The organism is Hyphomonas sediminis (genome assembly GCF_019679475.1).
In the GTDB taxonomy this organism is placed as follows: domain Bacteria; phylum Pseudomonadota; class Alphaproteobacteria; order Caulobacterales; family Hyphomonadaceae; genus Hyphomonas; species Hyphomonas sediminis.
Genome location: NZ_JAIEZP010000001.1, coordinates 3260654 through 3273243 on the forward strand (window position 1 = coordinate 3260654; position 12590 = coordinate 3273243).

At 62.6% G+C, this 12590-nt stretch carries 12 protein-coding genes; 9 read left to right on the plus strand and 3 right to left on the minus strand.

Annotated elements, in window-relative coordinates:
* Window positions 1–33: 33 nt before the first annotated feature.
* Complete coding sequence (locus K1X12_RS15685; RefSeq protein ID WP_220988543.1) at window positions 34–288, plus strand: DUF3297 family protein; 255 nt, start codon at window positions 34–36, stop codon at window positions 286–288.
* 3 nt (window positions 289–291) lie between these two features.
* On the opposite strand, the gene K1X12_RS15690 is transcribed toward K1X12_RS15685, so the two are convergent.
* Window positions 292–951 carry a TetR/AcrR family transcriptional regulator gene (locus tag K1X12_RS15690; RefSeq protein ID WP_220988544.1) on the minus strand — a complete coding sequence of 220 codons (660 nt, stop codon included), beginning with the start codon at window positions 949–951 and terminating at the stop codon, window positions 292–294.
* 171 nt (window positions 952–1122) lie between these two features.
* Here K1X12_RS15690 and K1X12_RS15695 point away from each other — a divergent pair, with 171 nt between their 5' ends.
* Genes K1X12_RS15695 through K1X12_RS15705 form a run of 3 tightly spaced genes read left to right on the plus strand, consistent with a single transcriptional unit; the run spans window position 1123 to window position 3531 of the window.
* Window positions 1123–1659 (plus strand): cupin domain-containing protein, encoded by a 537-nt coding sequence (locus K1X12_RS15695; protein ID WP_220988545.1) that lies wholly within the window; start codon window positions 1123–1125, stop codon window positions 1657–1659.
* An 8-nt stretch (window positions 1660–1667) separates the two neighbouring features.
* Window positions 1668–2453, plus strand: coding sequence for a meso-2,3-butanediol dehydrogenase (budC, locus tag K1X12_RS15700; RefSeq protein ID WP_220988546.1), 786 nt, complete (start codon window positions 1668–1670; stop codon window positions 2451–2453).
* A 16-nt stretch (window positions 2454–2469) separates the two neighbouring features.
* Complete coding sequence (locus K1X12_RS15705) at window positions 2470–3531, plus strand: zinc-binding dehydrogenase (RefSeq protein WP_220988547.1); 1062 nt, start codon at window positions 2470–2472, stop codon at window positions 3529–3531.
* Window positions 3532–3649: 118 nt separating this feature from the next.
* Here the strand turns inward: K1X12_RS15705 and purD are convergent, their stop codons facing one another.
* Both purD and K1X12_RS15715 read right to left on the minus strand, forming a co-directional pair.
* On the minus strand, window positions 3650–4945 hold the full coding sequence (gene purD, locus K1X12_RS15710; RefSeq protein WP_220988548.1) for a phosphoribosylamine--glycine ligase: 1296 nt from the start codon (window positions 4943–4945) through the stop codon (window positions 3650–3652).
* A 50-nt stretch (window positions 4946–4995) separates the two neighbouring features.
* The gene (locus tag K1X12_RS15715) at window positions 4996–5835 is read right to left on the minus strand and encodes a class I SAM-dependent methyltransferase (RefSeq protein WP_220988549.1); all 840 of its coding nucleotides are present in this window, start codon (window positions 5833–5835) and stop codon (window positions 4996–4998) included.
* 224 nt (window positions 5836–6059) lie between these two features.
* Between K1X12_RS15715 and xseA the strand changes: the two genes are divergently transcribed.
* The 5 genes from xseA to K1X12_RS15740 all read left to right on the plus strand — a co-directional run bounded on the left by xseA (window position 6060) and on the right by K1X12_RS15740 (window position 12528).
* The gene (gene xseA, locus K1X12_RS15720) at window positions 6060–7466 is read left to right on the plus strand and encodes an exodeoxyribonuclease VII large subunit (RefSeq protein WP_220988550.1); all 1407 of its coding nucleotides are present in this window, start codon (window positions 6060–6062) and stop codon (window positions 7464–7466) included.
* A 93-nt stretch (window positions 7467–7559) separates the two neighbouring features.
* Window positions 7560–8885, plus strand: a complete 1326-nt coding sequence (locus tag K1X12_RS15725; protein WP_220988551.1) for a tetratricopeptide repeat protein — start codon at window positions 7560–7562, stop codon at window positions 8883–8885.
* Between the two features lie 75 nt (window positions 8886–8960).
* A complete protein-coding gene (locus tag K1X12_RS15730; protein WP_220988552.1) occupies window positions 8961–9581 on the plus strand; it encodes an FMN-binding negative transcriptional regulator in 621 nt (206 codons plus the stop codon).
* A 58-nt stretch (window positions 9582–9639) separates the two neighbouring features.
* The gene (locus tag K1X12_RS15735; protein WP_220988553.1) at window positions 9640–11052 is read left to right on the plus strand and encodes an FAD-binding oxidoreductase; all 1413 of its coding nucleotides are present in this window, start codon (window positions 9640–9642) and stop codon (window positions 11050–11052) included.
* A 96-nt stretch (window positions 11053–11148) separates the two neighbouring features.
* On the plus strand, window positions 11149–12528 hold the full coding sequence (locus K1X12_RS15740) for an endonuclease/exonuclease/phosphatase family protein (RefSeq protein WP_220988554.1): 1380 nt from the start codon (window positions 11149–11151) through the stop codon (window positions 12526–12528).
* Window positions 12529–12590 lie beyond the last annotated feature (62 nt).

Genomic DNA, 12590 nt, shown 5'->3' on the forward strand with positions numbered 1-12590 from the left:
TCACACGGCCCCCGCCCGGCTAAACCGCCGCTTATGACCGATACACCTCCCGACCGCCTCTCCATCTATCCTGACAGCCCGCACTACAGCTACGACGCGCTCGTGCGCGGCATTGGCGTCCGCTTTCGCGGTGAGGAAAAGACGAATGTCGAGGAGTATTGTATCTCCGAAGGCTGGATCAAAGTTGCCGCGGGCAAAGCCGTGGACCGCAAAGGTCGGCCCCTGCTTATGACGCTCAAAGGCCCTGTCGAAGCCTGGTTCAAGGATGGTGAGGCCGCTGAAGGCTGAGCCTTAACGCGGCCGAGGCCCCAACATTTCATTGCAATGCACAATGTGCTGCGCGCGAATCTGCTCCAGCGCGCGATGGATCATTGCCCGGCCACGATCAAACATCAGCTCCAGCGTAATCCCGCGCAGGGTCAGGATCATGACCCGACCGTGCACCACGCAGGCCTCTACATCCTGCGCGCCCGCCCCCGCTGCCGTGGCGCGAGTTTCCGTGTCGATGTCCGCTTCAACGCGCATTGCCACTGGCCGCAACGCTTCCGCCAGCGCTTCGTCCCACCGCGACGCAAGCAATACTTCGGTCACGGCCGCAGCTTCGGGAATGTTCTGGGTTTCCCAGTAAAAGTCGCACATCGCGCGGTAACGTGCCGCCTGATCCGGCAATGTACGCATCCGCGCGCGCGTGTCCGCCATCATGATTTCCATGGCCGATTCCACCGCCGCCGCGATCAGCGCAATGCGTGTCGGAAACTGGTGCAGCACAGAGCCGCGGCTGACGCCGGCCCGCTCCATGACGGCTTCAATCGAGGTCGCAGCATATCCGCGCTCACAAAGGCATTCGATAGCGGCCTGGATCAGCTGCCTGCGCGTTTCTTCGCCACGCCGGGTTGTCCGGCGACGCGCCGCATATTCCTGCGGCAGCTCTACGGGCTTGTTCTGCATCATGATTGTTAGAGTCCCCCACTTCCGACCATGGTCAACCCTTCACCAAAAATAGTCAATATTGACTATTTTTGACCCCATGGTACCGATGCAATAGAATGCCGCGCAGCCGGGCGCAGCGCCAGAGGCTTTTAAAAGTCCGAAAAAAATGATCCGGCTTGGGAGGAACCGATCATGACTGCAACCACCGCCAGAGAACCATCTGCCAATAGCGGCGCCGGAATGGAAATCTTCCGCTTTGCCTCCGCCCCGACGCTGGACGAAACCGGCCATATGGAGGTCTCCGACCTCAACGAAGACATGCAACAGGGCATCGGCGGCGCACTGGAAGCAGGCTTCGCAGAAGGCAACGCGGTCAAAACACTCTTCTCGCGCCCCGGCTTCAGCCTTACCTATGCCTGGTTCAAGAGCGGCTTTCCACTCCCTCTGCATACGCACAATGCCGATTGCCTCTATTACATTATAGCAGGCTCGCTTCAGCTTGGCACTGAAACGCTGGGTGCAGGCGATGGTTTTTTCATCGGCGCTGACAAAGCCTACCGCTATACGCCCGGCCCTGAAGGCGTAGAGGTTCTGGAATTCCGGTCTGAAGAAAACTTCGACATCAAGTTCATGGCCAAGACGCTGCCAGCATGGGCCAAGATCACAGACGTGATCAAGCAGCGCCGCCCGGCCTGGGCCAGCGAAGTCCCTCCAAGCACTGCGCGCTGAGCCGATCGATGACCCGCAAGAGATTTGAAAACAAAGTCGCCGTCATTACCGGCGCAGCCTCTGGCATTGGCGCGGCAACCGCCCGGCTCCTCGCCCGCGAAGGAGCGCTGGTTGTCCTCGCAGACCTGAACGACGATGGCGGAAAATCCATCGCCGCCGATCTTGGTCCGTCCGCGATGGCTGTGCGCTGCGATGTGTCCAGTGCGTCAGATGTCGAAGCGCTTGTTCAAGCAGCAATAGATCGCCATGGCCGTATCGACATTCTGTTCAACAATGCCGGCATCGGCAGCTTCGGAACCAGCGTGGAGCTTCCGCCCACGGAATGGGAACGCGTTATCGCAATTGACCTACACAGCGTCTATTATGCCTGCCACTTCGCCATTCCGCATATGCCGCGCGGCAGCGCCATCGTAAACACAGCCTCCATTTCCGGCCTCGGTGGAGACTATCGCTTCGCTGCCTACAACGCCGCCAAAGGCGCCGTTGTGAACTACACGCGCGCTCTCGCCGTCGATCATGCGCGGGATGGCATACGCGTCAACGCGCTATGCCCCGGTCTCGTCGACACACCGATCACGGCAGGCGTTCAGCAAATGCCGGGCCTGCGGGAAGAATGGCAAAAACGCATTCCGCTTCAGCGCGCCGCCCAGCCTGAGGAGATGGCAAACGTTGTCGCCTTCCTCGCATCCGACGAGGCTTCATACGTGACCGGAACAATTATGGTCGCAGACGGCGGCACGACAGCGCACACCGGACAACCGGAAGTCGCGTTGTTCGCCTTGCCCCCTCAATAGCGGAACGGAGATCATCATGCGCGCCGCTGTCCTGCAAGGTAATTCCATAAACATCCGAAACGTTTCCGACCCCACGCCCGCAACCGGTCAACTCCTTGTCCGCCCCCTCTTCACAGGAATATGCGGCAGTGATCTCAGCACCCGGAAACAGATGGCCGCCATGGCGGCGTCCCTACCGCCTGAAGCGCAGCATCAGATACCCCAGATCATTCCCGGCCATGAGCTCTCTGCAGAGGTCATCGACATTGCTCCGGGCACGGAATCGGCGCTGAAGGCCGGGGACATCATCACCGGCCTGCCATTCACCCACACCCATGATGGCCCGCAGACCATTGGCCTTTCACCGGGCCATGGCGGCGGCCTGGCAGAGCTGACCTGTATCGATGCCGTGCGCAGTTTTCGCATCCCGGAAGGCGTGCCGCATGATCTGGCCGCGCTGACAGAGCCGCTGTCGGTAGGCCTTCACGCCGCCAATTTGGCCAGTCGCAATAGCGGGCCCAATGTTGTCATCGGCTGCGGACCAGTAGGCCTCGCCGTCATTCTGGCGCTCAGCCTTCAGGGGCGCGGGCCCATCCTTGCGGCCGACCTCTCGGCCGAGCGCCGCAGCGCCGCCGCGCTTCTGGGCGCCGACATCGTGATTGATCCGGACAAGGAGTCTCCGCTGGAGCGCTGGCAGTATCTGGGGCTGACGCCACATGCCATGTCGCCGCTGCTGCCGCGCACATTCCGCGGCCTTCCGCCCGGCGCAAACATCTTCGAGTGCACCGGCGCTCAGGGCATGATCGACCAGATCATCAAGGGCGCCCCGCCACACAGCCATATCATCGTCGCTGGCGTCTGCCCGCATGAGGAGAAGTTCGCCCCGCTGGACGGCATCCTCCGTGAGCTGACACTTGAATTCAGCTTCGCCTACAGGCCAGAGGAGTTTGCGGCCGCCCTGGCGATGATCGAAGCGCATCCTGGCAAGGCCGCACGCCTGATCACCAGCCGCCAGCCGCTCGCCAACACCGAAGCTGCTTTCGACAGCCTCGCCAAGAGCCCCAGCGAGATCAAGATCCTGATTGATCCCCGTTCCTGAGGCGCCACCGAACGCAACGAACGGCTCATCCTGAGCGAAGTCAAAGGACGAGCCAGGGGCGGGCGTCGGCGCCGCTTGTCCATCCTTCGACTTCGCTCAGGATGAGCGTCACATGCGGTTATGACTGGCCAAGCGCGCGCCAGCCAATGTCCCGGCGGCAGAAGCCTTCCGGCCAGTCGATGGCATCGACGCCGGCATAGGCGCGGTCCACTGCTTCGCGCAGGGTCTTGCCACTCGCCGTCACGTTCAGCACGCGTCCGCCCTTGGCGAGCAGCACGCCATCGGCGGCAACATCCGTGCCCGCATGAAACACGGTCACGCCATCAATGGCGCCCGCTTCCTTGACGCCCTTGATCGGGGTGCCTTTCTCATAGCTTCCGGGATAGCCCTTCGCGGCCAGAACAACCGTTGCCGAGGGCTGAAACCGGTCGAGCTCCAACAGGCGTTCCAGATCTTTCTCATTGCCCTTGAGGCCGCCGGTCGCAGCGATCAGGATCGCAGGCACAATATCGCCCTGCAGGCCCTTCATCAGCACCTGGCATTCCGGGTCACCGAAACGCGCATTGAACTCGACCACCTTCGGTCCTTCAGGCGTCACCATGATGCCGATATAGAGCACGCCCTGATAGGGCATCCCGTCCTTCGCCATGCCTTTCAGCATGGGCTCGGCAATCTCGCGCTTCACGCGCGCCATGATGTCTTTGCTCACCACTGGCGCTGGCGCGTAGGCGCCCATGCCGCCAGTGTTCGGGCCTGTGTCGCCGTCGCCAACGCGCTTGTGATCCTGCGCGGCGGGCAGATAGATTGCGCCTTCGCCATCGGTGATCACGAACACGCTGGCTTCTTCGCCATGCATGAATTCTTCGATTACCAGCGTCGCAGAAGCCGAGCCGAACTTCCCCGAGAGCATCTCGTCGATTTCCGCGTCAGCCTCTTCCAGCGTCGCGGCGATCACCACGCCCTTTCCGGCGGCCAGACCATCTGCCTTCAGAACATAGGGCGCCGTCATGCTGCGCAGGAATTCCTTGGCCGGCGCTGCGTCGGTAAACTCGCCATAAGCGGCCGTCGGCACACCGTACTTGACCATGCGTGCCTTGGAGAAAGCCTTGGACGCCTCCAGCTGCGCGGCTTGCTGCGAGGGGCCAAAAACGTCGAACCCGCGGGCGCGCAGAATGTCCGACAGGCCGAGCGCCAATGGCGCTTCCGGGCCAATCACGATCAGGTCCGGCTCGATCTGCAAGGCCAGCTTCACCAGGCCGTCAACGTCATCGACCGGAACGTCAAAACACGGGCCGATGTCATCCATGCCGGGATTGCCGGGCGCGCAGTGCACCACATCCACCAGCGGCGATTGCGCCATCTTCCATGCAAGGGCGTGTTCACGGCCGCCCGACCCGATCAGAAGTATGTTCATGGCGCCGCTCCTTGCGCGGAGCGGCGCCAGAGATCAAGAGGCAGTCTGGATCAGACCTGCACGGTCACACGCAGGAAAGTTGCCGGAAGCACCATGCGGCCAGCCTCTTTGCTGGTGTTCTGGCGGTTGAACAGGTCCACCAGTTCCGCCTCAAGATCGGCATCCTTGCCGTTCGCAGCGGCGGCTGCGTAGGCATTCATGGTCGGGCCGTAATAGTCCCGGAAGATGCCCACAAAGTCTTCTGCCGTGCCCGTCAGGTCAAAAATGAAGGTTTCGCGCTCAAAGCTTATCTGGTCGGCAGTAACCCCGGCCTCGCCAAAACGCTGGATCACATCTGCCTCGACACCCCAGCGAACCGGGCTGATGAAGCCTTCCGGAGGCGGGGGAGAATAAGCGCCGCTGATTTTCAGGATCTGGGCGATCAGGGTCGGATCACCGGCAATCCAGTTGCCCATCACGATCCGACCGCCCGGCTTGGCAACCCGCACCATTTCCTTGGCCACGTCGGCCGGACGTGGGGCAAACATGGCGCCGAATACGGAAATTACCCAGTCGAAACTGTCATCTGCCACGCTGGCCAGGTTGCATGCGTCGCCATGGTGGAACCGGCAGTTCTGCAGGTTTTCGGCAGCGGCGCGCTGGTTGCCAGCCGCAACCAGATTGCGCGCGATGTCGATGCCGGTCACCTCAGCGCCGATCCGTGCAGAAGGCAGCGCAGTCGTGCCGTCGCCGCATCCAAGGTCGAGTACTTTGTCACCAACGCGAACACCTGTTTTCTTGATAAAGTTTGTGCCGCTATCCCGCATTGTCGCGGCGAGGCGGGTGAAGTCGCCTTTTTCCCAGAGTGCCTGGTTGGGGCTGATGGTTGCTGTTGCAGTTTGGAGTGTCATGGTTTTGTCCCTCAATATTTCTGGCCAGGCTCAATGCCCGGCGGCATGAGGCGGAAATATCGCGGAGGGGCTGGCACGGACTAGTTCAGGAACTGAACCAGACCGCTACAGATTCTGAACCACTGGAAGAACGCCCGAAAATCCTGAAACTTTTTGTTTTGCGCTGAGATCAACCCGCCAAAGAAGGCCTTGCGGATGCGGGCAACGACCGCCAGAAACCTGCCATGCCTGACTCTCCCTCGACCAATCAGCCCGAACTGTCCGTCTCCGAGCTTGCCGCAAGCCTGAAGCGGACAATCGAGACCAATTACGACCATGTGACCGTGCGCGGCGAGCTGGGCCGGGTGACCATCGCCAAGTCCGGCCACATGTATGCCGACCTGAAAGACGACAAGGCCGTCCTTAACACCATCATGTGGCGCGGGCAGGTCGACCGGCTGACCTTCCGGCCGGAGGAGGGTCTGGAAGTTGTCGCCACCGGGCGCCTGTCGACTTATGAGGGCCGCTCCTCCTACCAGCTGATCGCCACGACGATGCGCCCGGCTGGCGCCGGCGCGCTGATGCAGCTGCTGGAAGAGCGCAAGAAGAAACTGGCCGCCGAAGGCCTGTTCGACGCCAAGCACAAGAAGCCCATCCCCTATATGCCGCGCACGATCGGGGTGATCACGTCTCCCACCGGCGCCGTGATCCGGGATATCCTCCACCGTATCCGCGACCGTTTCCCCGTGCGCGTCATTGTCTGGCCTGCCCTTGTCCAGGGCGATCAGGCCGCCGCCCAGGTGACGGCCGGCATTCGCGGCTTCAACGCCATGACAGGCGCGGACCGCCCGGACGTGCTGATCGTCGCGCGGGGCGGCGGGTCGATTGAAGACCTCTGGCCATTCAATGAGGAGATCGTCGTCAGGGCCGCTTTCGAGAGCGAAATCCCTCTGATTTCAGCGGTTGGCCACGAAACCGATACGACCCTGATCGACTACGTCTCCGACCGCCGCGCGCCGACACCGACCGGGGCCGCCGAGATTGCCGTGCCGGTTCGCACAGAGCTGATGCTGAGCGTGGGCGAATCCGGCCAGCGGCTAAAACGTGCCCTAACCCGCAGTCTTAGCCGCGCCCGTGACAAGCTCGGCTCCGCGCGCCTGCCGCGGCCAGAAAGTCTCTTGCAATCAAAACGTCAGCGGCTCGACTATGCCGCCGCCAGCCTGCCGAAAGCCGCGCTGGCGCTGACCCAGCGAGCACGCCTCAAGCTCTCCCGCCTACAGCTTTCCCCCGCCACGCTGCGCACCGAGATCCGCGCCCAGCGCCAGCGCCTGCGGGACAGCGCCGTGCGCGCCCGGCCCGCCCTGATGCGCCTGATCGACCAGAAGAAGGCCGCACTGACCGCCGAGGGCAAACTTCTTGAAACCCTGTCCTACCAGGCCACGCTGAAGCGCGGATACGTCATTGTGAGGGACACTTCGGGACAGATTGTGCGCAATTCGGGACAAGCAAGGACACTTGAGGTCATGCGCGTGACATTTGCAGACGGCGATGTGACAGCGGCGCCGTTTGAAGGCGACACCCCGCCACCCGCGCCGGAAAAACCCAGATCCGCCGCCCGCGCCAAAAAAGGAGAACAGGGCGACCTGTTCTAGGCCCCCGAAACGGGGGGGCGCTCCTCAGCACGCCACCCTCTAAAATAATTCAGACCCCGCGCCCGTTGCCGGGGCAGACGGGGAATCTGAGACATGGCCAACACACGCATTCTGTCAGGTAAAGCCTTCCTCGGCGGCCTCGCGGCGCTTGCCGTTCTCGCGCTGCAGCCAGCACATGCCCAGGGCGGCTTACCGCCGGGCGCGGAGAACTGGCCGGCCCAGTGTGAGGCGGGCGACATTGACGCCTGCATCAATCAGGGCATCCGCCTGCTGCAGGGCATCGAGACGCCGGTGGACCTTCCAGGCGCGGCGCGGTTTGCGTCAAAGGCCTGCCAGCTCGGCTCGCCCGATGATTGTCAGATTGCCTGGGAACTCTATAGCGGCGCCCATCCCGATTATGCCGGCGACACCGCCCGGATGGTGACAGTCGGCGCGGTTGCCTGCGACCGGGGACTGAGCACACCTTGCAGCGATGCGGCGCTGCGCTTGTTCACCGGCGATGGCGTACCGAAGAATGTGGAACTGGCCCTGCCGGTTTACGCCAAGGCCTGTGATCTGCAGGACGCACTGGCCTGCGCCATTCTGGCCACGGAATATCTGGATGGGGACCAGGGCACAGAGATCAATGCCGAGCAAGCGGTGATCTATGGCAAGAAAGGCTGCGCGCTGGGGCAGCCCGATTCCTGCCGCGTGGTAGAGGCAGCCTATATGCTGCCCGACTATTCGACCTTCGAGCCCAAGGCGGGCCTGGAATATGCCCTCGCCAATTGCACGGACGGCTCCAAGGAAAGCTGCGTCAACCTGGGCATCGTCTACACTCAGATCGAGGAATATGATCTGGCAGCGGAGAATTTCGACAAGGCCTGCGGGATGAACCATCAGGACGCTTGCGACAGCTCGAAAATCCTGAAGCAATGGCGCCAAGAGGTCGCCGAGTACGAAGCCTATCTGGCGCGGCTGGCCGAGCAGAAAGCCGCGATCAATGGCTTGATCGCCTCCAGCGGCCATGACGCCGCCATGAACGCTGCGCTGAACGATTACGGTTCCACGGAGCTGGCGCAATATGTGGCCAGTGCGGCGGGCAGTTATTCCGGCTTCTCGACCAGCAATCTCTATGTCCTCTCTTACTGGTTCCCCGGTCAGGCAATCGGGGAAGCAGCAAACCGTGAGCTCGCATCGCGCGGCACGGGCCTGGAAGGCCAGTTCGGGGAAGGCACCAATACGGCGGGCGCCGCCGAAGCGCGATATCGCGCCGCCTATGGCTCCAGCCCGCCGAGCTATTCCTCGCCTGCTTCCTCTGCCTCCAGCGCGCCGCCGATGAAAAGCGCAGCGCAGATCAGCGCCGAGACGCGTGACCGTTATCGCTGGGCCCATTGCACCATGAGCGGCAGCAATCGCAGCGCGAAAGTTTGCCAATAGGCGGTTCCACGCCCGCGTGACAGGGGCCGGGGATCAGGTCAGGATAACGTCCTGAATTGATCCGCGGACCCTGCCATGCACCCATCGCCCCGATTTCGTGAAACCGATCCGGCGCTCCTGCTGGAGCGGATTTCGGCCCACCCGTTTGCGCTGGTGAGTGTGAACGGGCCGGGGGCGCCGCTGGCGGCGCATACGCCGGTGATCGCGGAAATAGACGAGCACGGGCCGCGCCTGCGATTTCACCTGTCTGCGGCAAACCCGGTGACCCGCGCCCTGCTCGACGGCGCGCCGGCGCTGATCGTGTTCACCGGGCCGCATGCCTATATCTCGCCAGACTGGTATGGCGACGTGCCCGATCAGGTGGGCACCTGGAATTACCTTTCGGTAGAGGCGGCAGGCGAGGCGATCCCCTTTGACCGGGAAGACGCAGCGGCCTTTCTGGACGACCTTTCCGCCGTATTCGAAGCCACCCTTCTGCCCAAACCGCCCTGGACGCGCAGCAAGATGAACCCCGCCGCCTTTGAAGCGCTGCTGAACGGCATCCGCGCCTTCGAGATGCGCCCGCAAAGGCTGGAGGGCATCACCAAGCTCAGCCAGAACAAGAACGCAACCATGCGCGCGGGCGTGATCAAGGCGCTGGACGCCCAGCCCGAAAGCGCCGGAATTGCCACTGCGATGCGGGCGCTGGAAGAATAGCAGAGGGGCCTCCTTCTGCGGGATGGCGGGGCCGGATCAGGCGGAGTAAACTGGCGCCATGACACAGACATTGCCCCCCGCTTTCCTTGCCGCCGTCAAAGACCTGCTTGGCCCGAAAGGCTGGAGCGAAGACCCGGAAAAGCGCGACGCAGCATCAACGCCCTGGCGGGGCACCTACAAAGGCGAAACGCCGCTGATCGTGCGGCCGGCCTCAACGGCGGAAGCCGCCGCGCTGGTGAAACTCTGCGCGCAGCATGGCGTGGCGATGACCCCGCAGGGCGGCAATACCGGCCTGATCGATGGCGGCACGCCGCATGGCGAGGTTTGCGTTTCGATGACGCGGATGAATGCCCTGCGCGAGGTGGACCCGTTCAACAATTCGATGACGATTGAGGCGGGCGCCACACTGGTAACCGCGCAGCAGGCCGCCGAGGATGCCAGCCGTCTGTTCCCGCTCTCGCTTGGCTCTGAAGGCACAGCCACCATCGGGGGCCTCATCTCGACCAATGCCGGCGGCGTTGCCGTGCTGCGTTATGGCATGATGCGCGACCTGATCCTTGGCCTGGAAGTGGTGTTGCCCTCCGGCGAAGTGTGGGACGGTCTGTCCGGCCTTCGGAAGAACAATACCGGATACGACCTGAAACACCTTTTCGCCGGGGCCGAAGGCACGCTGGGCCTCATCACGGCGGCAACGCTGAAACTCTTTCCGCAGGTGGAAAGCGCGAGCGCCTGGGTGATCTGTTCGACTACGGATGATGTGGTGAAACTGCTGGCGCTGGTGCGCGGGCGGGTGGGCGACTCGGTGACGAGTTTCGAGATCATCCCCGGCAATGCCGTGGACATGGTGGTGGCCGATATTCCCACCGCGCGCGATCCGATGCCCTCGAACGCGCCCTGGCGCGTGCTGATGGATATTTCGCAGACGGACGGCGCCTATGCGCGCAGCCTTCTGGAAGGCGCGCTGGAAGCGGCGATGGAAGAGGGCCTGATACAGGACGCCGTGATTGCCGAAAGCGAAACGCAGGCCAAAGCCTTCTGGCATATCCGCGAGACGATCCCGCTGTCCAAGCGCGCCTATGGCACCGCGCTGAACCAGGACATTGCCGTGCCGGTGAGCCGCATTCCCGCCTTCATCGAGGCCTGCAATGCGGCGGTGCGCGGCGTTCTGCCAACGGCGGATTTCGTGATCTTCGGCCATGTGGGCGATGGCAATTTGCACTATTCGGTGGTGGAAGCCGCCGGGGCGGACGCGCCACTTCTGAAAGCGAAGGAAGCGGCCGTGACGCGCGTGATCTTTGACACCGTGATGGCCTATGGCGGCTCCATCTCTGCCGAGCATGGCGTGGGCCGCCTGAAGCGCGACGAACTCGCCCGCCTGCGCCCGCCCGCCGCGACGGACGCCATGCGCGCCATCAAGCGGGCGCTGGACCCACAGGGCATCATGAACCCAGGCCGGGTTGTGACTGTCTGACACCCTGCCCGGCCCGGCGAATCAGCCTCATATTAACCCCTCGCTAACCTTACTTCCTGAAACGCTATCCAGCCGCAGAACGCGATGGGGACATGAATGGTCTGGTATACCGACCTCCGGAACCGGAGATTGTTTTCCGAAGCTGAAAGCGATTGGACCTCGCGCCGCCTGCTGGAACTGCGTGCGCAGCTTGCTTCGCCCGCGCCGCGCGGCGTGCCCCGCCGGACAAAAGATTCCAGCCTCATCATCGGCACCTGGAACATACGGGATTTCGACAATAACAAGTTCCGCCACGGCCCCCGCCGCCGCGAAAGCCTGCATTACATTGCCGAGATACTCTCCGCCTTCGATGTGTGCGCCATTCAGGAGGTCAACGAAGATCTCGGGCCTCTGAAGGATGTGATCCGCCTTATGGGACCTGGCTGGGATTTCATCACCACCGATGTGACCACCGGCGCCAGCGGCAACCGCGAACGGATGTGTTTCGTGTATGACAGCCGGAAGGTCCGCTTCCGGAATATCGTCGGCGAAATCGTCCTGCCAAAACACGCCCTGTTGCCCGGCGAGCAGCAATTTGCGCGCACGCCCTTCATGGTTAGCTTCCAGGCAGGCTGGTTCAAATTTTCGCTGTGCACGGTACACATTTATTTCGGTGAAGTGGCGAAGGGAAGCGAGGGCTATGCCCGCCGCGTTTCCGAGATCGAATACATCGCCAAGGAAATGGCCAGCCGCGCCGAGCGGGAGAACGAGAATTATATCCTGCTGGGCGATTTCAACATAAAAAACCCGATGGACGAGACGATGGGCGCGCTGACCAAGGCGGGGTTCCAGCTGCCGCCGGAGCAGTATCCATCAAACCTTCTGGGGACGCACTATTACGACCAGATTTCCTTCCGCACCCGCAAGAACGAACTGACATTCCTGTCTTCCGGTGCGTTCGACTGGAACCAGTCAATCTATCGCCCCGATCATTACGAACATTATGCGCCCATCTTACCGGCACGCCACCGCGACCTGAAGCCGGATGGCGCCCCGCGCGACGCCGGCAAGGACAAGGATTACTATTCCAAGCGCTGGCTGACCTGGCAGATATCCGACCATTTGCCGCTCTGGGTGGAGCTGGCGATCGACTTCTCGGACGCACACCTCCTCAAGAATGTAAAACCGGAATTCGAAGCGGATAACGCACCGGCACAGGTGGAGATGACGGAGGAGGAAACGCCCGTGGAGGCGCCGCCCGTTCCGGCAGAGCCCGTCCGCCCCCTGAAGAAAAAACGCAGGGCACCAAAGGTGGCCGCCCCCGAGAAGCAAGGCACGCTGGCGCCGACACCGAGGCTGAGTTTTGCCGAAGGCTGGCGCATCTTCTGGTGGGTTGCCGGTGGCGGCGCCGACAGGTTGCGCAAGGCAAAGGCCGAAGCCAAGAAGGGCGGAAAGGCCCGCAAAGCAAGCAAGAGCGTTGCAAAGAAAGAGGGTTGACCCCCGCTTGCGCGGCGCCGCCGCAAAGCTAGTGTGGGTGCGCATATCCAACTAGAGACCGC